Source organism: Rhodococcus sp. NPDC078407, assembly GCF_044542515.1.
Lineage (GTDB): Bacteria > Actinomycetota > Actinomycetes > Mycobacteriales > Mycobacteriaceae > Rhodococcoides.
Genome location: NZ_JBITUQ010000015.1, coordinates 28,705 through 51,715, shown reverse-complemented (window position 1 = coordinate 51,715; position 23,011 = coordinate 28,705). Strand labels below are relative to the sequence as shown.

The following is a 23,011-nucleotide window of genomic DNA, read 5'->3' as shown; positions in this document are numbered from 1 at the left end:
GAGCCGATCTGCGCAATCAGCTCAGGGCGATCATATCCATCGGAGAACCGAGCAACCGGCCGACGAGAGCAAGGAATTGCGATCCCTGCTGACCGTCCACGAGACGATGATCGAACGACAGGGACAGCGTCGTCACGGACCGCAATGCAACGCCGCCCTCGTGTTCCCACGGCATTCGGCGGATCGAACCGAAGCACAGGATTGCCGCTTCGCCAGGATTGAGAATAGGCGTCCCGGCGTCGATCCCGAACACGCCGACATTGGTGATCGTGATCGTGCCGTCGGCGAGATCGGCCGGACTGCTCTTGCCTTCCTTGGCAGTACGCGTCAGGTCTGCCAGTGCCCGCGCGATGTCCACCAACGACAGTTCGTGTGCGTCCTTGATGTTCGGCACCATCAAGCCGCGCGGAGTCGCCGCAGCGATACCGAGGTTGACGTAGTGCTTGGTGACGATCTCCTGAGCCGCCTCGTCCCAGGACGAGTTGAGGGACGGATTCGATTTCAGCGCAACGAGGACGGCTTTGGCGACCAGAGCCAGCGGAGTCAGCCGAACGTCCGCGAAGTGGGACGAAGACCGGAGAGACTCCAGCAGAGTCAAGGTCTCGGTGACGTCCACGGTCACGAACTCGGTGACGTGCGGGGCGGTGAATGCACTGCGCACCATCGCATCCGCCGTGTGCTTGCGCACTCCCTTGATCGGTGTGCGCTCTTCGCGGCCGCGCCGCGGAAGCGTCTGCCCGGCCCCTGCGTTCTGCCCGGCCCTTGCGTCCTGCCCGGCTACTGCGTCCTGCCCTGCTACTGCGCCATCCCTGTGCGGTGTTGAATCGGCTTCCAGTGTCGACTCGCCCTGCAGTGTCGACTCGCCCTGCAGGTACGACTCCACGTCCGCCCGGGTGACATCGCCGCGGGCTCCGGTGGCGGGTACCTCGGACAGGTCGACGGCGTTGTCCTTGGCAATCTTCCGGACCGGCGGTGCGGCCAGCGGCTTTCCGTTCTGCCCGTTCGGTGAGGCAGTGACCGGTGGTGTTCCCCGGCCTCCGCGTCGACTCGACCCTTCCTTCGCCACGCCATAGCCGACGAGAACCGGGACGCGTTCGTCACTGTCTTCGGCCGGGCTTGCTTCCTCCACACCTGGTGCTGCTGTCTCATCTTCACTGTCGCCACCGACGCTGATGTCGATGATCGGCACTCCGACCTCGACGGTGTCGCCCTCGGCGACATGCAGCGCTGCAACAACACCCGCGAAGGGTGAGGGAAGCTCGACGGCGGCCTTGGCTGTTTCCACCTCGGCGATGTTTTGATTCAACTCGATGGTGTCACCGACCGCGACGAGCCAGGTCAGCAGGTCGGCCTCGGTGAGACCCTCCCCGAGATCGGGCAGCGGAAAGCTCTTGATGGTGGGCATCGTGGAATCCTGTTCGGTGTCGGTGTCGGTCGGCGGCGGTAGGCGCAAGGTCAGTGGGAGCGGCAGCGGTCGACCGCGTCGAGAATCCGATCGACATCGGGAAGGTAGAACTTCTCGAGCTTGGACGCGGGGTACGGGGTCCCGAACCCGCCGACGCGCAGTACCGGTGCCTCCAGGTTGTAGAAGCACCGTTCCGAAATCCGTGCGGCAATTTCGGATCCGATACCCATGAACACCGGAGCCTCGTGTGTGACGACCAACCTGCCGGTCTTGCGTACCGAAGCCTCGACGGTCTCGAAGTCGATCGGAGACAGCGAGCGCAGATCGATGACTTCGATCGAGATTCCCTCGTGGGCAGCAACTTCGGCGGCCTTGCGCGCAGTGGCGACGAGCGGGCCGTACGCGATGAGGGTGACGTCGGTGCCCTCGGAGACCACGCGTGCCCGATGCAGCGGGTACGACGCGTCGGCGTCGAGGTCGATCGGGCTCTTCTCCCAGTATCGACGCTTCGGCTCGAAGAACAGCACCGGATCGTCACTGGCGATGGCCTGCTGAATCATCGAGTAGCCGTCCGCGGCATTGCTGCAGGTGACGACGCGAAGGCCGGCAGTCTGCGCGAAATAGCCTTCAGGAGACTCGGAGTGGTGCTCGACGGCACCGATTCCGCCGCCGTAGGGCACCCGGATGGTCATCGGAATTTTCACGTTGCCACTCGTGCGGTAGTGCAACTTGGCCACTTGCGAGACGATCTGATCGAAGGCCGGGTAGATGAAGCCGTCGAATTGGATCTCGCACACCGGCCGGAATCCCCGCATCGCCAGTCCGACGGCGGTGCCGATGATGCCCGATTCGGCCAAGGGCATATCGAGCACCCGGCCGGGACCGAAGTCCTTCTGCAGCCCGTCGGTGATGCGGAAGACGCCGCCCAGCTTGCCGATGTCCTCACCCATCAGCAGCACCTTGGGGTCGTTCTCCATCGCACGACGAAGACCGGCATTGATGGCCTTGCCCAACGGAAGACTGGTGGGCCGCTGCGGCGCAACAGTGTCGACGGTGGTCATGACGTAGCTCCTTCGAATCCGGCCTGGTACGAAGCGAATTGGGTTCGTTCGTCGTCCAGGAGGGGGTGCGGATCTGCGTAGACGTTGTCGAACACCGACATCGCTTCCGGCTCGACGGTGTCGAGGCAACCGCGCCGCAACTCAGCGGCAACCTCGTCGGCGGTGCGCTTCACCGAGGCAGCGAATTCGTCGTCGAACACGCCGATTCGCCTCAGCAACTTCTCGATTCGATCGATCGGATCCTTGGCGCGCCATTCGTCGTCGGTGGCACCCGAGCGGTATCGCGTCGGATCGTCCGAGGTCGTGTGCGGCCCCATACGGTAGGTGACGGCCTCGATGAGCGTCGGGCCACTGCCCTCTCGGGCGCGCGCCAGGGCTGCTCTGGTCACGGCCAACACGGCGAGCACGTCGTTGCCGTCGACGCGGACCGACGGAATTCCGTATCCCTCACCGCGAGCGGCGATCGTCGCTTTGGTCTGCACCGTCACCGGTTCCGAGATGGCCCACTGGTTGTTCTGGCAGAAGAACACCACCGGTGCGTGGAAGCTCGCCGCGAAACCGAGCGCCTCCGAAATGTCACCCTGACTGGTCGCGCCGTCCCCGAAGTAGGTGATAGCCGCACCCTCGGCACCTTCCAACTGCATACCGATGGCGTATCCGGTCGCGTGCAGGCCCTGCGATCCGACGATGATCGCCGGTGTCGTCATGCGGTACTCGTACGGGTCCCACCCGGACAGCGTCGATCCGCGCCAGAACCTCAGCATCCGGGTGGGATCGACTCCGCGGCAGTAGGCGACGCCGTGTTCGCGGTAGCTGGCGAACACGAAGTCCTCGGTGTCCAGTGCGCGAGCCGAACCGACCTGCGCCGCTTCCTGTCCGAGCAACGGTGCCCACAGACCCAGCTCGCCCTGTCGTTGCAGTGCGGTCGCCTCGGTGTCGATGCGCCGGACGACCACGAGATCGCGGTACATCTCCATCATCGCGGCGGTGTCGATGTCCGCGACGAGAGGCGAGTAGGTCCCGTTGCGGACCACGGTTCCAGATTCTTTGATCAGTTGTACCAGCGAGGTGGTGTTCATGTTCGTGGCACTCTCCGTCGTGGTGTGATGTCTTTCACAAGCACACCACCGACATCCACCCTGCACAAGCTATGACTTCACAACTGCGCAGTGTGCACAATATTGGGTAACGACCGAGCTACAGGAAGTGCGCAATGACCGATCTGGACAAGACCGACGCCCGACTCCTTCTCGCCCTGTGCGCCAGACCACGCGCCACCGGCGTCGAACTCGCCACCACGTTGGGCCTGTCACGCAACACCGTGCAGGCGCGCCTCGGTCGATGGGACGACAAGGGGTCACTCACCCCGATCGACCACCGCATTCCCCCGAAATCGTTGGGACGGCCACTGCAGGCCTTCGTCACGGCCCGAGTCAACCAACACACTCTGGCTGCAGTCACCGAGCATCTGCGCACGATTCCGGAAGTGCTCGAGGTGTTCGGACTGTCCGGAGCTGCCGACATGCACATTCGAATAGCAGCCGTCGACGCCGACGACCTCTACCGCATCGCGGGTCTCATTCTCGATATCCCCGGAGTCGAGCGCACCAACATGTCCATCGCGATGAGCGAATTGATCCAGTACCGCACCAAGCCGTTGCTGCAACAGCTCGCCGAGGACGGTGGTCGCTGAGCAGCCCGACCATTCGGACCCGGCCGATGCGGGATGCACCGTGCACCATGCACATTCTCGACGACGGCGGTTGACCACCGTGCACCTTCGCGACACTCTGTGACGGACAAAGACTTCCGGGTGCCACCACTCTCGGGTACCGCCTACTCATCACCGAAAGAGACCGACTGTGTCCGTCGTTGCCGACCGTCCCGCCGTACCCACCCCGAACACCGTCCTACCATCGGGGGTCTTCGATCGTCCCGACATGCCGCACGGCCTCGCACACGAACGCGTCGTGTTCTGTCAGGATCCCGACACCGGTCTACGTGCGATCATCGCGGTCCACTCCACGGCGCTCGGACCGGCGTTGGGCGGAACTCGCTTCTACCCTTACGCATCCGAGCAGGACGCGTTGACCGACGTACTGCGACTTTCCCGCGGAATGACGTACAAGGCCGCCGTCGCGGGAATCGATCTCGGCGGCGGAAAAGCAGTGATCATCGGCAACCCCAATGTCATCAAGACCCCGACGCTGCTGAACGCTTACGGCCGGTTCGTCGACTCGCTCGGCGGAACCTACGTGACGGCAGGCGATGTGGGCACCAACAGCGACGATCTCGACATCATCGCCGAGGAAACAGCGCACGTCGTCGGCAAGAACACCGCGGCGGGAGGCACCGGCGACAGCGGCCCGCAGACGGCACTCGGGGTGTTTCTCTCGCTCCGGGCGGCAGCCGAATCAGTCTGGGGTTCCGATGATCTGACCGGCAAGCGCGTCGGTGTCGAGGGTGCCGGCAAAGTGGGCTACAACCTCGTCGGCCTGCTTCGTGACGCCGGTGCCGAGGTGATCGTCAGCGACTCCTACGCACCCGCACTCGATCGTATCGCCCAGGACTTCCCCGGCGTCACCATCGAATCCGACATCATCGGTGCCGCCATCGACGTGTACGCACCGTGCGCCATGGGTGCCACGCTCGACGCGTCGTCGGTGGCCCGATTGTCGGCATCCATCGTCTGCGGCGCGGCCAACAATCAACTGCTCACACCCGATGTCGAAGAGATCCTGGCTGCGCGCGGAATCGTGTGGGTACCCGACTACGTCGCCAACGCCGGTGGCCTGATTCAAGTGGAAGGTGAACTGCGCGGACGGGATTCGGCCCAGGTGATGGCCGCGATCGCCAAGATCCGCGACACCGTTGCCGGCATCTTCGCCATCGCCCGCGCCGAGGGCATCCTGCTGGGAGCGGCGGCCGATCGCATGGCCGAGAACCGAATCGCCGCCGCCCGGGGCTGAGAACAGACGGGCACGCATCGCTCCACTCCAGGCTCGACGTCCAGATTCCCACGGACCCGAGCGCGGAGTGGAGCGTCGCGTGCACTTGACTACCGAAGAGCGATGTACTTGGTCTCGAGGTATTCCTCGATGCCCTCCGACCCACCCTCGCGGCCGAAGCCCGATTCCTTGACACCGCCGAACGGCGCGGCGGCGTCGGAGATGGCACCTCGATTGACCCCGACCATTCCGGTGTCCAATGCCGCCGACACCCGCAGGGCGCGGTCGAGGCTCTCGGAATAGAAGTAGGCGACCAACCCGTATCGGGTGTCGTTCGCTGCCGCGACGGCCTCGTCCTCGGTGTCGAAACCGATGATTGCCGCGACAGGTCCGAAGATCTCGTCCTGCAACAGATGTGCGTCCGCAGGGATGCGATCGAGAACCGTGGGCGCGTAGAAGAACCCGGGACCGTCGATCGTCGTGCCTCCAGTGCGCACCCGGGCACCCTTGTCCACCGCGTCGTCGACCAGCGCGGTGACCGTTCGGCGTTGCTTGTCGTTGACGAGGGGTCCGATGTCGGTGCCGTCTGCGTCACCCGGCCCGACCGTCAGGGCCTCGATCCGCGCGGTCAACTTGTCGGTGAACTCCTCGAGAACGGAGTTCGCGACGTACAGGCGGTTGGCTGCCGTGCACGCCTCGCCGCCGTTGCGCATCTTGGCCAGCATCGCCCCGTCGACGGCCGCGTCGATGTCGGCGTCGTCGAACACGATGAAGGGAGCGTTGCCGCCGAGCTCCATCGACGTTCGCAGTAGCCGGTCGGCGGCATTGCGTACCAACAGCTTCCCCACTCCGGTCGACCCGGTGAAGGTGACCTTCCGCAGCCTCGCGTCGTTCATCAACGGTCCGGTGACTGCCGCGGCGTCGGATGCCGGGAGTATCGACAGCACGCCAGCAGGCAGACCCGCGTCGGCGAACATCTGCCCGAGCAGAAGCATCGTGAGCGGAGTGTCCTCGGCAGGCTTGACGATGACGGTGCACCCGGCAGCCAGAGCCGGCCCGATCTTGCGTGTTCCCATGGCCAACGGGAAGTTCCACGGCGTGATGGCCAGCACCGGGCCGACGGGAACCTTGGTCACCAGAATCTGGCCGTTCCCTGCCGGCGCTCGGGTGGATCTGCCACCGATCCGAACGGCTTCCTCGCTGAACCAACGTAAGAACTCGCCGCCGTAGTTCACTTCACCGCGGCTCTCCGCCAACGACTTCCCCATTTCGAGGGTCATCAACAGTGCAAAATCGTCCGAACGCTCCTGCACCAGATCGAAGGCACGTCGCAGAATCTCTGCTCGCTCCCGTGGAGGCGTCGCCGCCCACGCCGGTTGCGCCGCGGCCGCCATATCGAGCGCGGTGATTCCGTCGGCCGCCCCTGCGTCGGCGACGGTGGTCAATTCTTCACCGGTCGCCGGATTCAGCACGGCGAATCGCGCGCCCGACGCCGACGGAGCCTGCGCGCCGCCCAGCCACAGATCGGTGGGCAGCGAGGCAATCACATCATGGGCCGACATCTCAGTTGCCCTCGGCCACGCGGCGCAGCGCGTCTTCGAGGACGGTGAGCGCGTCTCCGAGCAATTCGTCGGAAATCACCAAGGGCGGCAGCAACCGGATGACGTTGCCATAGGTGCCGCACGTCAGAACGATCACGCCGGCATCGAGTGCCGCAGCGGCAACGGCTTTGGTGGCCGCGGGATTGGGCTCGCGCCCTCCCGGGACGACGAGCTCGAGCGCGAGCATGGCTCCGCGGCCACGAACCTCACCGATGATGCCGACCTCGGACGCCAGCGCGTGCATCCGTTCGAGCACGATGCGTTCGATGTCGCGCGCACGGGAGTTGAGTTGCAAGGTCTCCATCTGCTCGATGGATGCCAGCGCAGCGGCGCAGGCGACGGGGTTGCCGCCGTAGGTTCCGCCGAGCCCACCGGGATGCACCGCGTCGATGAGATCGGCGCGACCGGTGACCGCGGCCAGCGGCATCCCGCCCGCGATGCCCTTGGCCATGGTGATCAGGTCCGGAACCACGTTCTCGTGTTCGCTGGCGAACCACGCTCCGGTGCGGGTGAATCCGGACTGGACTTCGTCGGCGATGAACACCACGCCGTTCTGCCGCGCCCAGTCCGCGAGGGCCGGAAGAAATCCCTCGGCCGGAACGACGAAGCCGCCCTCGCCCTGGATCGGCTCGATCAGGATGGCCGCGAGATTATCGGCACCGACCTGCTTTTCGATGGCCGAGATCGCCCGCGCCGCGGCCTGCGCGCCGGTGACCGCGGAGCCGTCGGAATTCAGACCCTCGCGGAACGGGTAGGACATCGGAGCGCGGTAGATCTCCGGAGCGAACGGCCCGAACCCGCTCTTGTACGGCATCGACTTCGCCGTCAGTGCCATCGTCAGGTTGGTGCGGCCGTGGTACGCGTGATCGAACACGACGACCGCCGACTTTCCGGTGGCATGCCGGGCGATCTTGACCGCGTTCTCGACCGCCTCGGCACCACTGTTGAACAGGACGCTGCGCTTGTCGTGATCGCCGGGAGTCAACTCGGCCAGCTTCTCGGCGACCGCAATGTACCCCTCGTACGGTGCGATCATGAAGCACGTGTGGGTGAAGTGCGCGACCTGATCCTGCACGGCGGCAACAACAGCCGCGTTCGAGGCACCGACAGTCGTCACGGCAATTCCCGCACCGAGATCGATCAACGAGTTACCGTCCACATCGACGACCACACCGCCGTCCGCGTCGGCCACGTAGACCGGCAGGGTCGACGCCACTCCCGCACCGACGACGGCTTTGCGGCGTTCCGCCAATGCCGACGACTTGGGACCGGGGAACGCGGTGACGATCTTGCGTTCCTGCGGAAGTCGGTACTCGATCGAGGACATGGGCGCACCTTTCATCTGGACTGGTCCCGCAAGTATGCGACTGCTCGGCCCCTGGGTCTGCTGCCTTTTCGTCCATCTCGAGAAGCGATTGCACGCCGTTTCGGCCACCCGGGGATTACAGTGCAACGTGTGAGTGTGCACATGTCCTGGCTGCTGCGGCAGCGACATCTTCGACTGAGTCATCGCGGCGGACCCGAACGCAGTTCTGCGTCCATCACCTTCGCGCAGGCGACCGAGCTCACCGATCCCAGCCCGTGGCTTTCGGGTGGCGAATTGATTCTGACGACCGGGCTGGGCTTCGACTCCGACGGTCCCGCGCTCGGCACCTATGTCCGCACCCTGGCGACCGCGGGCGTCGCCTGCCTCGGATTCGGAATCGGACTGTCGCACAGCGTGATTCCCCCTCACCTTCTCGACGCAGCAAATGACGTCGGCCTTCCGGTCGTGGAGGTTCCGTACGACACACCGTTCGCTGCAGTCATTCGTGCTGTCATGAAGCGAATCTCGGAACAGGAGTACGAGGAGGTCGTTCGCGCGGCGGCTGTACAGAACCGCATCACCCGGGCAGCCCTGCACGGTGGCGTCGACGCGATAGTCCGCGAACTCGCCGTTGCCACATCGACATCGGTGGCTTTGATCGGCCGCCGCACGGATGCGTTCCACCCGACCGACGCATCCGACCTCGTAGAGCAGGCCCGCGACATCGCCCACAGCATCCGCCCGTCGGCGTCGCCGGCCACGGTCTCGGTGAGTGAACCGGGGCGAACGGTGAGCCTGCATTCCGTGCCGATCACCGGCAGCGCACCGACGTTCCTGGCCATCCGGACCGCCGGACCGATGACCGGCGTGGAGCAGATACTGCTCGGGCACGCCGTCTCACTGATCACACTCGAACTCGAGAAGCCGGCGCGCCTGCGAGCCGAACAGTCCAGGCTCAACACGGTGGCCCTCGGTCTGCTGCTCGACGGGCATCTGTCGATCCACGACGACGCAGACGTACCCAGCTATCTCAGCGATGCTGCCGACGACGATGCACACATTCGCGTTGCGGTGTTCCGCGGACTGCCCGGGCGCATCGTCGAAGCAGTCGATGCCGAATGTCGGGTTCGAGTGCGGCCCACCTTCGCCCGGACGACCGACACCGGTTGTGCACTCTTGCTGCGCGGCTCGGACGACGCCACCTTCCTGACCCGCCTGATGGATTCGCTACCTCGATCCACGTGTGCCGGCCTGAGCTCGCGTCTGCACATCACCGAGTCCCCGGCGGCGCTGCGACAGGCCTCCCTCGCGTGTGCGGCTGCCGGATCCCACGACCGCGTCGTCGAATTCACCGGGTCGATGCTGCTGGCATCGGAACCGGTACAGGAGTCGTTGCGCGCCATGGCCGCGGTGACCATCGCCGTCCTGGCCGAGTACGACCGCATCCACACCGCCGATCTGGTGGCGTCGCTCAGGGCCTTCCTCGAGGCGAACGGACATTGGGAAACCGCTGCCGCCCAGCTGTCGGTTCATCGTCACACGCTTCGAAACCGCATCACGCGCTGCGAGGAACTGCTCGCGGTGGATCTGACGTCGGCGAGAGTGCGCGCGGAGTTGCTGCTCTCCCTTCTCGCAGCGTGAGCGAAACCCCGAAGGGTCAGTCGCCCAATCGGAGTGGGGCGATGGCATCGAAGACGTCGCCCGGTCCCGGATTGCCCTCTGCCGATGCGCCGCCCAGGTGGTGCACGACGCCCCACACCGCGTTGAGGGCCGTGTGGATCGCGCCCTCTGCCCACCCCGCAGTCCACGAGATGTCGTCGCCGGCCAGGAAGATCCCCCGGTGCCGGGGGTCGAGCTCGTCCTGCACGAAGTGGGTGAACAATCTTTCCTGATACCTGTAGTGCCCCGGCAGATTCGCCTTGAACGCGCCCATGAAATCGCGTTCGGTCTCCCACGACAGCGTCACCGGGGTCGAGATGATGTGACTGCGGAAGTCGACACCTGGATAGATCTCTTCGAGTGACCGCAGAATGATGTTCATGCGCTCGGTCGGGTCGAGGGCCAGGAGCTTGAGCGAATCGTCGGACCAGGTGTAGGACAGACAGATCAGTCCCGGCTTGCCCTCGCCTTGATCGAGGAGATAGGTGCCGCGACTCATGCGGTCGGTGAGCGTCATACTCACCAGGTCTCGTCCGGTGACCGGATCCTTGTCCTTCCAGAACGGACGGTCCACGAGCGCGAACACTTTGGTCGATCCCATGTAGTGCGTGCGCTCGATGGCCGTCCAGTGATCGATGGGAAACAGATCGTCGTCGCATCTGATGTTGCTGAGCAACATCCAGCTCTGCGCAGTCACGACGGCGGCCGCGTAGGTGCGGATGTTGCCGCGGTCGTCGTGGATCGTGGTGCCGCCGTCGGTGCGCCTGATCTCGGTGACGCGCGACATCGTGGTACCGCCGTTCAGGGAGGCCACCGACGTTCCCGCGGGCCAATGCGCCATGTTCGCGGGCGAATCGTTCCACAACCGCATCGGCAATTGCTGTGAGCCTCCGACGATTCCGCGGTGGTGGTCGTCTGCCGCGGTGATGACCACGCGAAGAATTTCGAGGATGGAGTTGGGGTAGTCGGTGTCCCAGCCGCCTGTTCCGAAACCGACCTGGCCGAACAGCTCACGCATTCGGAACGACGAGAAGTGCTCGGACGCTGCGAGAAATCCGTAGAAGGTCTGATCGTCGAACTTCACGATCAGCTCGTTCCAGATGCGCTTGATCTCGGCCACGTCGCGTCTGCGAACGGCGCGTTGCAGCGGGATCAGTTCGGCGTGCTCCTCGAGTGTCCTGTTCCACGCCTGCGCCACCTCGGCGAAGATCGGCGGTAGGTCGTCGAGCTTGCGCGCATAATGACTCTCACCCTTGAGGTCGATCACCGTACTGGGAGTCACCTCGGCCAGTGGGTTCGGAAACGGTGTGGTGTCGAGCCCGACGGCGTCGAGATAGTGGAACAGAGCGGTCGAGGACGGCGGAAACCGCATCGCACCCATCTCGGCCACCACACCCGGGTAGCCGTCGAAAGGTACCGATCGCATCCGTCCGCCGATTCGATCCGATTCGTACACAACGGGTTCGAGCCCGAGCCGCAGCAGTTCGTGGGCAACGACCATGCCTGCCAATCCACCGCCGATCACCGCGACCCGGGTACCGAGGGCCGCGTCGGGGACGCTGCCCAGGCCTGCGGGGTGCGCGAGGTAGTCGTCGTACGCGAACGGGAAGTCCGGGCCGAACATCGTCAGCGGCTGTGCGTCCTCGGATTCGATCGCACTGTCCGGGGTGACGGGTGTGGTCATCGGTCGGTCTCCTGCTCGACCCGCGAGGGTCCTGTGGGATAGAGGTCGGTACGACGGTCGGCCAGGTGGGTGTTGACGGCGCGTGACCGCGCGAGCTCGGCCGGGTCCAACTTCACCGTCGCCAGTTGTTCGTCCGCGCCGAAGCGTGCGATGTCGGAGCCTCCCGGTGCCACCGCACAACTGAGCCCGCAGTACGTCAGACTCGCCTCGGTACCGCAGCGATTGACGTAGGTGATGAACAGTTGGCTCTCGTACGCACGTGTCGGAACGACGTGGGTGGCGATGATCTCGAACGGCGTCATCAGACCGGTGGGGACGATCAGCCACTGCGTGCCGGCATCGGCGTGTGCGCGCACGGTTTCGGGAAACTCGACGTCGTAGCAGGTGAGCAGGCCGCAGCGAAGACCACCGAAGTCGAACTGCACCAACAGTTCCGGACCGGGCGCGAAGTGCGTACGGTCGAGTTCACCGAACAGGTGGGTCTTGCGGTAGCGCGCGATCGAGAGCCCGGATGCGTCGACCACCTGGACCGAATTGAACACCGACGCGCCGCTGGTCTCGGGATATCCGTACACGATTGCGACATGTCGAGATCGAGCGATCGCGGCGACGCGCTCGAAGATCGGGCCGTCGAACGGCTCCGCTCGCTCCTGCACGAGATCTCCGATGTCGTAGCCACTCGCCGACATCTCCGGCGTCACCAGGATGGACGCCCCTGCCTCGGCCGCACTCGCGGCAGCGGCGTCGATCGCCGAGAGGTTGCTCTCGACGGCGCCGGAGTGTTCCGGCCCCTGGAACAGCGCCGCGGTGACGCTCACGAGGAACACCCCTGTTCTTCGACCGGTAAGTCCTCGGGCAACGCCGGGGCCAGTACCCACAACACCTGAGCGCCGCCGCTGCTCTCACTGCGAAAGCTGTGCGGTCGCCTGGGCGAGAACGTGAACGCGTCGCCTGCGCCGAGCACGACGTCGTCACCGCCGAAGCCGCCCTCGGGGTCGGCCTCGAAGGTCACTCGAATTTCCCCGGACAACACGTGCACGAACGTGACGTCCAACGGCAGGGTGTACGCCTCCGCGCCGCTCCCGCCGCCTTCCTCGATGTCCCCCAGCAGCACCTGTACTCGCCGCTCCCCCACCGGAGTCAACAGATACTCGGTCATTGCCTCGCCACCGAAGATGATGCGCGGCAACGATTGTGCCCGCACTATCTCACCGGCCGGGGCGTCGTCGAACAGGGAGCCCACCGGTACGTCGAGCGCAGCACAGACCCGCACCAACGACGCAACCGAAGCGTTCACCTGATCGCGCTCGAGCTTGGAGAGGTACCCCTTGGTCACCCCGCAGGTGTCGGCGAGCGCGTCCAGGGTCAGCCGCTTCTTCTGCCGCGCTTCCTTGAGCCGTGCGCCGATACGCGGTGCATCGCTGAAGACCGATGTAGCCAGGGACACTGCTCTCGCCTCTCAGGAAACTCGTGTTGACAAGATCGTGCATCAGAGTAACGCTTGCCGGGCGAACTGGTCGACCCAACAGTCACCGGACTCCTCGACATTCGGAAGGAATTCTCGATGAACCCGAGCGATCCCGAGCACCCACCGATCGGTCCGGTCGACGCCACCAAGGTCCCCCGATACGCCGAGCCGACCACCTTCGCGCGGCTCCCTCGTCTCGACGAGGTGTCCCGCGCGGACGTCACCATCCTCGGTGTGCCGTTCGATTCCGGCGTGAGCTATCGCCCCGGTGCACGTTTCGGCCCGGGGCATGTACGGGCGGCCTCGAAACTGTTGCGGCCCTACAACCCAGCGCTGAAGGTGTCACCCTTCGCCCGCCAACAGGTGGCGGACTTCGGCGATATCGGAGTCAATCCGTTCGACATCACCGAGGCCCTGACCACGGTGCACGACGCGGTGACAGACCTACGGGCCGACGGCTCGTCGGTTCTCACCCTCGGCGGTGACCACACCATCGCACTGCCGATTCTGCGTTCGCTCGCGCGTGACCACGGGCCGGTAGCGGTGCTGCACTTCGATGCTCACCTCGACACCTGGGACACGTATTTCGGCGCTCCCTACACTCACGGAACACCGTTTCGGCGGGCCAGCGAAGAAGGTCTCATCGACCTCGAACGCTCACAGCACATCGGCATCCGCGGCCCGCTGTACAGCGAGCAGGATCTCGAGGACGACAAGGTACTCGGCTTCCAGATCATTCGCTCCGACGACTACGAGGTCGACGGTGTGGCAAGCATCGTCGAACGCATGCGTCGTCGCCTCGACGGTGGACCGGTCTACGTCTCGGTCGACATCGATGTTCTCGACCCGGCCCACGCTCCGGGCACCGGCACTCCCGAGGCGGGAGGCATGACCTCTCGCGAATTGTTGAACACGTTGCGCGGGCTCGTCGGGCTGAACGTGGTGGGTGCCGACATCGTCGAGGTCGCGCCCGCCTACGACCACGCCGAGATCACCGGAATCGCCGCGGCTCATGTGGCCTACGAACTGCTCTCGGTGCTGGCGCTCAACCGATAGGACGTCACCGCCGCGGCAACACCAGGATCGGCACCGGTGAATGACGGATGATCTTCGTTGCCCGAGAACCCAGGAACACTCGCGCGATGGGCCCCAACGGTCCGGACGATCCGATGGTCAGCACTTCCCCCTCCTGCCAGTGCAGCTCGTCGAGGGCTTCGCGCCAACTGCCGGCCGAGGCCAACTCTGTGGTCACCTGCTCGGCCGGCATTCCCACCGCAACAGCGTCGTCCACCGCCGCGGTCAACGCCTCACTCAACCCCCGGGCGAGTTCGGCTGCAACCTCGTCCTCGGCTCGCAGTCCGATCTCGGGCGGGTACATCGTCGCTCCGCGCACGACGAACGACGCCAATCGCAGTGGGACGGCCGCTCCCCGGGCCAGCTCGGCAGTGGGTCCCACCACTCGCGAGGCCTCACTGTCGCCGGAGAACGCACAGGTGATGCGCGTCAGCGTCGCGCGGTCACGCATGCGGTAGCCGCGTGGGGACAACGCCACCGTCACCGGTGATGAATGCAGAAGTTTGTCTGCGGTGGATCCCACGACCACTTGCCCGAGGGCACCGTCCCCGGAGGACCCGAGAACCAGTACCGCGGCCCCGGTGGTGTCGGCCGCTTCGGTCAGCGCCGTCGACACCGATCTGTGCGCGAGCCGATGGAAGGATGCGGCGATGTCCGGCGCTCTCTCCTGCAGATAGTGGCGCGCCTTCGCCTCCGACTCCGCGGCGGTGGCCGTCGCCCAGTTCGCGAACTCCGCATCCACCCGGGCCATCGACGGCGTCGACCACGGCTTGGGTACCACTGTCGCCACATCGATCTCGGTGTTCAGCGATCGAGCGAGCTGGGTGCCGAGATCGAGGGCACCCACGCTGCCCTTGCCGGGAGCGAAGGCGATCAGGACGCTCATCGCGCGTCCTGTTCCGTCCCGCGCAGCGTCGAGTGATGTCGACCCCAGAAGTAGTAGAACGCCAGTACCACTGCCAGCCACAGCCCGAACCAGAACCACGTCGTCCAGTGCAGACCGGAGAGAATGTAGAGGCAGGCGAGAACCGACAACACGGGAGTCACCGGGTATCCGGGAACCTTGAACGGTCGTTCGAGATCGGGCATGGAGCGCCGAAGCACGATCACGCCGATCGATACCACGATGAACGCGACGAGGGTGCCGATCGAGACCAGGTCGGCCAGTTTGTCCAGCGGAATGAACGCAGCCAGTATCGAGATGATCACCGCGACCACGATCGTGTTGTTGACCGGGGTGTGCGTGCGTGGGCTGACGGTGGCGAAGGCTTTGGGCAGCATGCCGTCTCGGCCCATGGCGAAGAGAATGCGAGTCTGCCCGTACATCGTCACCAGGGTCACGAGAAGATCGAGATCACTGCGCCGGCGGCCAGAATCGTTGCCGGCCAGGCTTGTCCGGTGACGTTGCGAAGAATCTCGGCCAAGCCGGCCTCCTCCTGCCCGGCGAATGCGGTCCACGGCTGAGTACCGAGCGCAGCGACAGCCACCACGAGGTAGAAGACGATCACGACGATCAGCGCCGCGATGATGGCTCGGGGCATCGTCTTCTGCGGATCTTTCACTTCGTCGCCCGCAGTGGACACCGCGTCGAGTCCGATGAACGAGAAGAAGATCGTGCCGGCAGCCGCTGTCACACCTGCTGCCCCGAGCGGCATGAAGTCCGAGAAGTTGCCGGAGTCGAACGCGGTGAACCCGACGATCGCGAACAGCGCGAGCACGCCGAGTTTGATGACGACCATGACGGCATTGACGACTGCGGACTCACTCGCGCCGCGAATCAGCAGGATCGCACACAGCACGATGAGCACCACGGCGGGCAGATTCATCACACCGGGATCGGCGTCACCGGGCGCAGCGGACAGCGCATGCGGGATCGAGAAACCGAAGAGGTTGTCGAGCAGCTCGTTGAGGTACCCACTCCAGCCGACGGCAACGGCAGCGCTCGACACTCCGTATTCGAGCAACAGACAGGCCGCAACCCCCATCGCGACCACCTCACCCATGGTGACGTACGCATAGGAGTAGGTGGAACCGGAGACCGGCACGGCCGAGGCCATCTCGGCGTAGCAGATGGCCGCGAGCCCGGCCGCGATACCGGCCGCAAGAAATGACAGCACCACCGCGGGGCCGGCCTCGGGGACAGCGAGCGACAGCACGAAGAAGATGCCGGTACCGATGGTGGCACCGACGCCGAACATCGTCAGCTGGAAGGTGCCGATAGTGCGTTCCAGCCCGCCGCTGTCGTGCTGTTCGGGGGCCACGATCGGCTTCTTGCGCAGCAGTTGGGATCGAAGACTCGATGCGGGTCTGTTCGACGAAGTCATGGGCCGGCTCTCCCACCGTGGAGGCGAACGTGCGTATCGGCTGATTCTGCTACCGGACGGTGTCTTCTCGCACCTCGAACACGCCGCGACATGTCCCGATTCGCGTACCGACTCGTTCGGTGCTGCCACGGCGATGCCTACCATTGACCTTCGATCGGATGGGAGACGAGCGAACGCATGGCAACACCGGAGGACGAGGCACCGCTCGACTCGGTCGCTGCGCTGGCTGCATCGGACGCCGGCGGCCTCGACGTCGTGTTCCTCGGCGACTTTCTCGAGGTCCTCACCGACGCGGTGAACGCAGGCGTCCCGCTCAGACGGCAACAGCTGCGTGCCTTCCGGGTGCAGGGTGATGCCGCCGCGCGCGCCGGAGTCGCATTGCGTGTGCTGCTCGATCTGTACCTGTCCTCTGCATGGCGACTGTGGCGAGAGCTGCCCGCGGTGCAGGCGGCTGCCGACGATCCCGCCGGTGTCGTCACGGCAGGCGAAGTGATGCTGCGGGCCGTCGACGACGCGGTGGCCGAACTCGCCGAGGGTTACCAACTCGCCCGTCGCACGCTCGTCCGTGCCGAGGTACTCGCCCGGCGTGAGTTCGTCGACGACCTGCTCTCCGGAACGTCCGACGTCGCCGGGGTACTCGGACGTGCCCAGACATTCGGGTTGGACCTGTCCGGTCCACACGCGGTAGCGGTGGTCGCGTCCAGCAAGCCGTTCACCGACGAGAGTTCGGCGATCGGGCTGGTCGAGCGCAGCGTGCAGGGCAGCAAGGGTGATGCCGAGTTGCTCGTCGCCACCAAGCAGGGCCGGTTGATTCTGGTCTTCCCTGCACCCGACGGCGAGGCCGTCGAGCACGTTCTCACCCGGGCCGGCCGAGTTCTGGGTGGGTCGGCGCACCCGGCGAGCGCATCGGTGGATCTCCATCGCGACGGCGAGTACGGCAGGACGCAGATCGGCGTCGGTCGGCCGCGCGGCGGAGCTGCGGGCGTTGCGGCGTCCTATCGTGAGGCGCTCGACGCTCTCGAGCTGGCCTCCGCACTCGGACTGGACGCTCCTGTCGTCGATGCCCGCGACCTGCTCGTCTATCGCGTTCTTATCAGTGATCGGGCCGCCATCGCCGATCTGGTCGACACCTTGCTGACTCCGTTGTTGGCTGCCCGCGGCGGCGCAGGACCGTTGCTGGAGACGCTGCAGGTGTACTTCGACACCGGCGCGAATTCTGCGTCAACCGCGCGACGCATGCACCTGTCGGTGAGGGCGGTCACGTACAGATTGTCGCGAATACATGATTTGACCGGTCAGGATGTGGGCAACCCCGTCGAAGCATTCGCGCTGCACACGGCCGTGCTCGGCGCGGTTTTGCTCGATTGGCCGAACAGTCACCGGCCTTCGTGACGCCTGGCTGAGAGTTTTTGCCGGAACCCGGCAATCGGTTCCGGCGAAACATGTCCGCAAACCAACCGTGCCTGCACGAAACTGAACAGTCACACTGGAGTAGTTGCGAAAGCACAACCCGCATGACGACCCACGACGGTCGCGCACCACCGGATCACACAGACGAGAGCGTAAGGAGCATGTGACAGATGTCGTCGTTGACACAGAAGTTGACCGCATTCGCTCGCAGCCCACAGGGCAAGAAAATGGTCGATCAAGCACGTCGGTATGCAAGCAAGCCCGAGAACCAGGCGAAGTTGAAGCAACTCGGCAGCAAGTTCACGGGTAAGGGTGGTCGTTCATGAACGTCGTTCCGTGGTGGGCGTGGGCGGCCTTCGGTGCCGTCGTCCTCATCCTCTTGGCGATCGACCTGCTCGCGCACCGCGGCGCGCACATCATCGGCTTCAAGGAGGCTGCATGGTGGAGTGCGCTGTGGGTCGGCGTGGCCATCATCTTCGGCATCGTCGTCTTCTTCACGCTCGGTACGACGGCCGGCGTCGAATACACCACCGCGTGGTTGCTCGAGAAGAGTCTGTCCGTCGACAACCTGTTCGTCTTCGCACTGATCTTCGGCTACTTCAAGGTTCCCCGTGAGTACCAGCACCGCGTGCTGTTCTTCGGCGTGATCGGCGCGCTGGTCTTCCGCGCCATCTTCCTGGCCGCCGGTGTGGCGATCGTCAGCAAGTTCGCCGCCGTGCTGTTCGTCTTCGCAGCTATCCTGCTCTACAGCGCCTACAAGCTGATGAAGGACGAGGAGGAGTCGTACGATCCCGGCACCTCCATCGCGGTGCGCATGCTCAAGAAGATCGTCCCGGTGCAGGACGAGTACTCCGGCACCAAGTTCTTCGTCAAGGAAGCCGGCAAGCGGGTGGCCACGCCACTGCTCGCCGTCGTCGTGGCCATCGAGGCCGCCGACCTGGTGTTCGCCGTCGACAGCGTTCCTGCTGTTTTGGCGGTGACCGACGACCCGTTCATCGTCTACTCCTCGAACGCGTTCGCCATCCTCGGCCTTCGCGCCCTGTACTTCCTGCTCGCGGGGCTGCTCGAGAAGTTCCACTACCTGTCCAAGGGACTGGCGATCATCCTCGCCTTCATCGGCGTCAAGCTGATTCTGCAGGCCGGACACAAGGTGATCAGTACGTCGATCCCCGAGATCCCCTCGCTGGTCAGCCTGGTGGTCATCATCGTGGTCCTGGCAGGCTCGATCATCTTGAGCCTGAAGAATCCACCCGAGGAAGACGACAGTGCCGACGTGATCGAAGAAGTCGCTGCCGACAGCCCGATCGTCGATCCGACAGACGGAACGTCCACCGCCGGCACCTCGTCGACGGGACCGTCGGGTACCGGCACATCGAGACTCGACAAGCCCTAGTCTCGACAAGCTCTGGTCTCGACAAGTTCCGACACCGCACGACCATGCCCCGCCGACCCGTTCGGCGGGGCATGTTTGTATCCGGGAGCGTTGGGGCAAACAGTGATCATGGCTGAAAAGAACTCGTACACCGTTCCCGGACTCACCTCGGAAAAGGGCGCGCGCGTCGCCGCAATTCTGCAAGATCGATTGAACGCGTACAACGATCTGCACCTGACGCTCAAGCACATTCACTGGAACGTCGTCGGACCCAACTTCATCTCTGTCCACGAAATGCTGGACCCACAGGTCGAAGCGGTCCGCGGTTTCGCCGACGAGGTCGCCGAGCGCATCGCAACTCTCGGCTCGTCGGCCAAGGGCACGCCGGGGACCATCGTCTCCGAGCGCAGCTGGGACGACTACTCGATCGGTCGCGCAACTGCCATCGAGCATCTCGGAGCGCTCGACCTGGTCTATACCGGGGTCATCGAGACCACTCGTAAGAACATCGACGAGGTCGGCGACATCGACCCCGTCACCGAGGACATGCTCATCGGTCAGAGCGCACAGCTCGAGCTGTTCCACTGGTTCGTGCGCGCACACCTGGAGAACTCCGGCGGTCAGCTGTCCACCGCAGACGCCTCCACCGAGGTAAGTGCCGCGCAGCAAGCAGGCTAGAAACCTCGTTCGACAGCAGCGACCCCGCCTTATCGGCGGGGTCGCTGCTTTTTCGAATTGTCGTCAGTCGGCCGGCTTTGCCTCGTGACCGGGGCGGCCGTGGGTGCGGCGCTGTTCCTTCATCTCTGCCTCGAATACGTGACGGCGGCCCTCGAGCAGTTCGTCTCGCACCGCACGCTCGTGCTCACGCAGCGGACTCCAGTAGCCGTCGTCGAATTCCTCGACGAGCTGGAACGTCCATCGTCCTGGCGCGATGTTCCTACCGATCATGTCGTCGTCGATTCTCTGCGCGATCTTCTTGTGGTCTGCGTCGGCCAGTGCGTCGACGGCTTCGCCCAGCAGTAGATCGGAGTGCCCCATCAGCTGATGGAACGAATAGAGATGTCCACGCGCTCGCTCGACGCATTCGAGCGCCTCGGACATCTTTCCCACCGCGGCCACCGTTGCGTCGTCCACACCGCTGGGGCGTCGATGCGCAGGTGAGGGTGTCTCGTGTCCGGGTCTGCGCTGCATTTCTGAATCCATAGCCGAGGCTTACCCGGATCCCGTCTGCACAATCCGACCCACACGCGGATTACCGCCGCCGATCTCGGGTATGGCTACCTACGGACTGGAAGACAATCTATTTCGAGGAGTTCAGATGGCTGATTTCATCGACAAGGCAAAGCACAAGGCCGAAGAGCTGGTGGGTGAAGCCAAGGAAAAGGTCGGCCAGAAGACCGACAACGACGATCTTGCAGCCGACGGTGCCGGAGATCAGGCCTCGGGCAAGACGAAGCAGGTAGGCGACGACGTCTCGGACGCCGCCAGCGACGTCAAGAACAAGTTCACGAACTGATCGGTTCGCACACCGAAACCCCGCATCTCATGGGTGCGGGGTTTCGTGTGTTCCGGGACCGCTGCGTCAGATCGGCGGATTCGGCAGCGGCATGGGCCGGCCGAACAACCAGCCTTGTCCCAGCGTCGCACCCAGAGCAATGGCGCGACGCAGATGCCGACGAGTTTCGATTCCTTCGGCCAGCAGAATGGCGTCGCTCGTGTGCAGATACTCGCGCACTTTTCGTACGGCGGCACGCGATCGGTACGGTGACCGCACGATCGAAGCGTCGAGCTTGACGATATCCGGCCCGACCGCAGCCAACAGACCGAGCGTCGCCGGGGTCGCTCCCACGTCGTCCATCGCCACCGACATCCCGCGCGCGCGAGCACCGCGAACCAACGCCATCAGCATCGGTACGTTTCGATCGAGATCGCGCTCGGTGATCTCGAGGACCACGTCGAGGTCGTCGCCGATCGCATCGAGGTGAGTGTCGACATCCTGTTCGTCGACGAAGCAGCCCGGTTCGATGTTGAGAAAGAACCGCACCCTGCGCGAGTATGCGCGCTCACGCGCCGCTCGTAGTGCGGCCGCACGACACGCAACGTCGACGCGGCCCACCATCCCGCGTTCGCGGGCGAGCGCGAACACGGCCTCGGGAACGGCAAGACTGGGGGACGGCCACCTGGCCAACGCCTCGTATCCGACGACGGACCCGGTCGACAGTTCGACGACAGGCTGGAACATCGCAGCCACCGACTCGACCGAATCGAGAGCCGCCGATGCTGCCAGGACTGCGCCGTCCGACACGGTCACAGTAATCGCTCCTCCACCGGAGCACGACGTGCTTCCAGACGGTCGGCGATCAGAGCCGCATGTAATCGGCGCAGTCCCGAGGGCTTCATCGGATCCAGTCCGGTGAGCTGCTCCACGCGCTTGAGCCGGTAGTCGACGGTGTTGGGATGAACAGTCAGCCAGGTCGCCGTCTTCTTCCGGTTGGAGTCCGATTCGACGAAGGCCTGCAACGTCGGCAACAGATCGACCGAGTCTCGCAGCGGATCGATCAACGTCACGAGGTGCTTACGGCCCAGACCCGGCCTGCTGACCTGGTACTCGAACACCAGATCCGAGATCCGGTACGTGCCGGGTGCATACCGCAGCCGGCGAACGAGACTCAGCAGTTCGTACAGATGAGGAGCCGTTGCTGCGATGTCGTCGATCGCTGCCGACGCAGTGGTCGCGGTCACCGCGATCTGCCCGCCCTCTGCGAAACGACCCACCAGTTCGTCGACGTCGAGGCCGGGTATGTCAGGGAGCAGAACGGTTCCGCCGGTGGCGCTGACGGATGCGATAGGCGCGCAGTCCGCATCGAACGTTGCCAGAGCAGCATGGATCCGCCGGAGTTTGCGAGCGGCAATCATGCTCGCGTCGCCTCGGCGCGCTCCTTCCTCTGCCTGGAACGAGAAGTGCAGCGCGACCACGTGATAGTCCTCGGCGAGTAATGCTCCCATTCGATCCGCGATCTTGCGGGCAGTCCCGTCTCCGGTCAGTAGCGCGTCGAGCAGTTCGGCGTCGTGGCGCGGACCGTTCTGTGTCAGCGTGCGGAACTCCGCGAGGTAGGCGTCGGACACGGATTCGGTGACGGCGTCGAGCAACTCGAGGATCAGTACCGTGCCGTCGACCACCGGTGCGTCCACATCCGGGTTCGGTTTCGGGTCGACCGACCGGGGCGTCGTGCGCAATCCCAGGGCGCATCCCTCGTTGATGGCGTGCTGGATCCGACCCAGCGGGACACCGTCTCGTGCCCACCTGGTGGCGGCATCGCGGAAGACATCCATCGCCCCCGCGATCGGGAGGCGACCCGATTCCAGGACTCCCGCCGCCAGCTCGCAGCAGGTGGTCGTCATGTCGTCGAGCTCACCGCGAGCACAGTCACGCGGTGGTGGGGTGTCTTCGGGTTCTCCGATGTACTGATTCAACATCCGGGCTGCCGTCTCCCGCGGCGTCCGCAAACGATCGGATGCACGTCGCCCGCCCACGTAGTCCTCCTGTGGCACGTGCACGCTTTCTGTCGCGGTCACCCGTCTTCACCCCTCGAACTCGAAATCTGGTCCAGGTTTGTCTGTCGTATCGGCTCGGCACCCACCTGGCGGCGGCGTCGATCTCGTGCGTCGCTGCTCATGCTCCCGGCGCTGAATATTCCT

General features: G+C 64.8%; 21 protein-coding genes and 1 pseudogene. 9 read left to right on the top strand and 13 right to left on the bottom strand.

What is annotated here, in order from left to right; all coding sequences use genetic code 11:
- Positions 1–16 precede the first annotated feature (16 nt).
- Genes ACIGGF_RS16145 through pdhA form a run of 3 tightly spaced genes read right to left on the bottom strand, consistent with a single transcriptional unit; the run spans position 17 to position 3,545 of the window.
- Complete coding sequence (locus ACIGGF_RS16145) at positions 17–1,405, bottom strand: dihydrolipoamide acetyltransferase family protein (RefSeq protein ID WP_397522250.1); 1,389 nt, start codon at positions 1,403–1,405, stop codon at positions 17–19.
- A gap of 50 nt (positions 1,406–1,455) precedes the next feature.
- A complete protein-coding gene (locus ACIGGF_RS16140) occupies positions 1,456–2,466 on the bottom strand; it encodes an alpha-ketoacid dehydrogenase subunit beta (RefSeq protein ID WP_397522249.1) in 1,011 nt (336 codons plus the stop codon).
- Positions 2,463–3,545, bottom strand: coding sequence for a pyruvate dehydrogenase (acetyl-transferring) E1 component subunit alpha (gene pdhA / locus ACIGGF_RS16135; protein WP_397522248.1), 1,083 nt, complete (start codon positions 3,543–3,545; stop codon positions 2,463–2,465). Before pdhA ends, ACIGGF_RS16140 begins: the two co-directional genes overlap by 4 nt.
- A gap of 134 nt (positions 3,546–3,679) precedes the next feature.
- Between pdhA and ACIGGF_RS16130 the strand changes: the two genes are divergently transcribed.
- Positions 3,680–4,159 (top strand): Lrp/AsnC family transcriptional regulator, encoded by a 480-nt coding sequence (locus ACIGGF_RS16130; protein ID WP_397522247.1) that lies wholly within the window; start codon positions 3,680–3,682, stop codon positions 4,157–4,159.
- Positions 4,160–4,406: 247 nt separating this feature from the next.
- The gene (locus tag ACIGGF_RS16125; RefSeq protein WP_397522325.1) at positions 4,407–5,435 is read left to right on the top strand and encodes a Glu/Leu/Phe/Val dehydrogenase; all 1,029 of its coding nucleotides are present in this window, start codon (positions 4,407–4,409) and stop codon (positions 5,433–5,435) included.
- Between the two features lie 89 nt (positions 5,436–5,524).
- Here the strand turns inward: ACIGGF_RS16125 and ACIGGF_RS16120 are convergent, their stop codons facing one another.
- Together ACIGGF_RS16120 and gabT are read right to left on the bottom strand one after the other, a co-directional pair.
- A complete protein-coding gene (locus tag ACIGGF_RS16120) occupies positions 5,525–6,976 on the bottom strand; it encodes an NAD-dependent succinate-semialdehyde dehydrogenase (protein ID WP_397522246.1) in 1,452 nt (483 codons plus the stop codon).
- Position 6,977: 1 nt separating this feature from the next.
- On the bottom strand, positions 6,978–8,342 hold the full coding sequence (gabT, locus tag ACIGGF_RS16115) for a 4-aminobutyrate--2-oxoglutarate transaminase (RefSeq protein ID WP_397522245.1): 1,365 nt from the start codon (positions 8,340–8,342) through the stop codon (positions 6,978–6,980).
- 129 nt (positions 8,343–8,471) lie between these two features.
- Here gabT and ACIGGF_RS16110 point away from each other — a divergent pair, with 129 nt between their 5' ends.
- Complete coding sequence (locus ACIGGF_RS16110; RefSeq protein WP_397522244.1) at positions 8,472–9,962, top strand: PucR family transcriptional regulator; 1,491 nt, start codon at positions 8,472–8,474, stop codon at positions 9,960–9,962.
- Positions 9,963–9,978: 16 nt separating this feature from the next.
- Here the strand turns inward: ACIGGF_RS16110 and ACIGGF_RS16105 are convergent, their stop codons facing one another.
- From ACIGGF_RS16105 to ACIGGF_RS16095, 3 genes are read right to left on the bottom strand one after another with little or no spacing between them, the layout of a single operon-like run.
- Positions 9,979–11,664 (bottom strand): flavin monoamine oxidase family protein, encoded by a 1,686-nt coding sequence (locus ACIGGF_RS16105; protein WP_397522243.1) that lies wholly within the window; start codon positions 11,662–11,664, stop codon positions 9,979–9,981.
- Positions 11,661–12,482: a carbon-nitrogen hydrolase family protein gene (locus ACIGGF_RS16100; protein ID WP_397522242.1), complete on the bottom strand. Its 822-nt coding sequence runs from the start codon at positions 12,480–12,482 to the stop codon at positions 11,661–11,663. Before ACIGGF_RS16100 ends, ACIGGF_RS16105 begins: the two co-directional genes overlap by 4 nt.
- A complete protein-coding gene (locus ACIGGF_RS16095; RefSeq protein ID WP_397522241.1) occupies positions 12,479–13,111 on the bottom strand; it encodes a helix-turn-helix domain-containing protein in 633 nt (210 codons plus the stop codon). Before ACIGGF_RS16095 ends, ACIGGF_RS16100 begins: the two co-directional genes overlap by 4 nt.
- Positions 13,112–13,228: 117 nt before the next feature.
- On the opposite strand from ACIGGF_RS16095, the gene speB reads away from it, so the two are divergent.
- A complete protein-coding gene (speB, locus tag ACIGGF_RS16090; protein WP_397522240.1) occupies positions 13,229–14,188 on the top strand; it encodes an agmatinase in 960 nt (319 codons plus the stop codon).
- 4 nt (positions 14,189–14,192) lie between these two features.
- Here the strand turns inward: speB and ACIGGF_RS16085 are convergent, their stop codons facing one another.
- On the bottom strand, positions 14,193–15,092 hold the full coding sequence (locus tag ACIGGF_RS16085; RefSeq protein ID WP_397522239.1) for a universal stress protein: 900 nt from the start codon (positions 15,090–15,092) through the stop codon (positions 14,193–14,195).
- A pseudogene (locus ACIGGF_RS16080) lies at positions 15,089–16,530 on the bottom strand (amino acid permease). The gene ACIGGF_RS16085 and the pseudogene ACIGGF_RS16080 overlap by 4 nt, the downstream one beginning before the upstream one ends.
- A gap of 177 nt (positions 16,531–16,707) precedes the next feature.
- Here ACIGGF_RS16080 and ACIGGF_RS16075 point away from each other — a divergent pair.
- From ACIGGF_RS16075 to ACIGGF_RS16060, 4 genes are all read left to right on the top strand, one after another.
- Positions 16,708–17,922, top strand: coding sequence for a PucR family transcriptional regulator (locus ACIGGF_RS16075; RefSeq protein ID WP_397522238.1), 1,215 nt, complete (start codon positions 16,708–16,710; stop codon positions 17,920–17,922).
- A 188-nt stretch (positions 17,923–18,110) separates the two neighbouring features.
- Entirely contained in the window at positions 18,111–18,266 is a 156-nt protein-coding gene (locus ACIGGF_RS16070) for a hypothetical protein (RefSeq protein ID WP_397522237.1), read from the top strand.
- On the top strand, positions 18,263–19,333 hold the full coding sequence (locus ACIGGF_RS16065) for a TerC family protein (RefSeq protein WP_397522236.1): 1,071 nt from the start codon (positions 18,263–18,265) through the stop codon (positions 19,331–19,333). Before ACIGGF_RS16070 ends, ACIGGF_RS16065 begins: the two co-directional genes overlap by 4 nt.
- A 108-nt stretch (positions 19,334–19,441) precedes the next feature.
- Positions 19,442–19,990 (top strand): Dps family protein, encoded by a 549-nt coding sequence (locus tag ACIGGF_RS16060; RefSeq protein ID WP_397522235.1) that lies wholly within the window; start codon positions 19,442–19,444, stop codon positions 19,988–19,990.
- Between the two features lie 63 nt (positions 19,991–20,053).
- Here the strand turns inward: ACIGGF_RS16060 and ACIGGF_RS16055 are convergent, their stop codons facing one another.
- A complete protein-coding gene (locus ACIGGF_RS16055) occupies positions 20,054–20,503 on the bottom strand; it encodes a hypothetical protein (protein ID WP_397522234.1) in 450 nt (149 codons plus the stop codon).
- A 127-nt stretch (positions 20,504–20,630) separates the two neighbouring features.
- Between ACIGGF_RS16055 and ACIGGF_RS16050 the strand changes: the two genes are divergently transcribed.
- Entirely contained in the window at positions 20,631–20,828 is a 198-nt protein-coding gene (locus tag ACIGGF_RS16050) for a CsbD family protein (RefSeq protein WP_397522233.1), read from the top strand.
- 66 nt (positions 20,829–20,894) lie between these two features.
- Here ACIGGF_RS16050 and ACIGGF_RS16045 read toward each other — a convergent pair whose 3' ends face one another.
- Both ACIGGF_RS16045 and ACIGGF_RS16040 read right to left on the bottom strand, forming a co-directional pair.
- Positions 20,895–21,623 (bottom strand): EAL domain-containing protein, encoded by a 729-nt coding sequence (locus ACIGGF_RS16045; protein ID WP_397522232.1) that lies wholly within the window; start codon positions 21,621–21,623, stop codon positions 20,895–20,897.
- Positions 21,620–22,888, bottom strand: coding sequence for a PucR family transcriptional regulator (locus ACIGGF_RS16040; protein WP_397522231.1), 1,269 nt, complete (start codon positions 22,886–22,888; stop codon positions 21,620–21,622). The genes ACIGGF_RS16045 and ACIGGF_RS16040 overlap by 4 nt, the downstream gene beginning before the upstream one ends.
- Positions 22,889–23,011: the final 123 nt, after the last annotated feature.

What these genes read in the sequence shown, in the direction of transcription:
- ACIGGF_RS16145 (WP_397522250.1), bottom strand. Translation starts at nt 1,405, where the DNA reads ATGCCCACCATCAAGAGCTTTCCGCTGCCCGATCTCGGGGAGGGTCTC.
- ACIGGF_RS16140 (WP_397522249.1), bottom strand. Translation starts at nt 2,466, where the DNA reads ATGACCACCGTCGACACTGTTGCGCCGCAGCGGCCCACCAGTCTTCCG.
- pdhA (WP_397522248.1), bottom strand. Translation starts at nt 3,545, where the DNA reads ATGAACACCACCTCGCTGGTACAACTGATCAAAGAATCTGGAACCGTG.
- ACIGGF_RS16130 (WP_397522247.1), top strand. Translation starts at nt 3,680, where the DNA reads ATGACCGATCTGGACAAGACCGACGCCCGACTCCTTCTCGCCCTGTGC.
- ACIGGF_RS16125 (WP_397522325.1), top strand. Translation starts at nt 4,407, where the DNA reads ATGCCGCACGGCCTCGCACACGAACGCGTCGTGTTCTGTCAGGATCCC.
- ACIGGF_RS16120 (WP_397522246.1), bottom strand. Translation starts at nt 6,976, where the DNA reads ATGTCGGCCCATGATGTGATTGCCTCGCTGCCCACCGATCTGTGGCTG.
- gabT (WP_397522245.1), bottom strand. Translation starts at nt 8,342, where the DNA reads ATGTCCTCGATCGAGTACCGACTTCCGCAGGAACGCAAGATCGTCACC.
- ACIGGF_RS16105 (WP_397522243.1), bottom strand. Translation starts at nt 11,664, where the DNA reads ATGACCACACCCGTCACCCCGGACAGTGCGATCGAATCCGAGGACGCA.
- speB (WP_397522240.1), top strand. Translation starts at nt 13,229, where the DNA reads ATGAACCCGAGCGATCCCGAGCACCCACCGATCGGTCCGGTCGACGCC.
- ACIGGF_RS16085 (WP_397522239.1), bottom strand. Translation starts at nt 15,092, where the DNA reads ATGAGCGTCCTGATCGCCTTCGCTCCCGGCAAGGGCAGCGTGGGTGCC.
- ACIGGF_RS16075 (WP_397522238.1), top strand. Translation starts at nt 16,708, where the DNA reads ATGGCAACACCGGAGGACGAGGCACCGCTCGACTCGGTCGCTGCGCTG.
- ACIGGF_RS16070 (WP_397522237.1), top strand. Translation starts at nt 18,111, where the DNA reads ATGTCGTCGTTGACACAGAAGTTGACCGCATTCGCTCGCAGCCCACAG.
- ACIGGF_RS16065 (WP_397522236.1), top strand. Translation starts at nt 18,263, where the DNA reads ATGAACGTCGTTCCGTGGTGGGCGTGGGCGGCCTTCGGTGCCGTCGTC.
- ACIGGF_RS16060 (WP_397522235.1), top strand. Translation starts at nt 19,442, where the DNA reads ATGGCTGAAAAGAACTCGTACACCGTTCCCGGACTCACCTCGGAAAAG.
- ACIGGF_RS16055 (WP_397522234.1), bottom strand. Translation starts at nt 20,503, where the DNA reads ATGCAGCGCAGACCCGGACACGAGACACCCTCACCTGCGCATCGACGC.
- ACIGGF_RS16050 (WP_397522233.1), top strand. Translation starts at nt 20,631, where the DNA reads ATGGCTGATTTCATCGACAAGGCAAAGCACAAGGCCGAAGAGCTGGTG.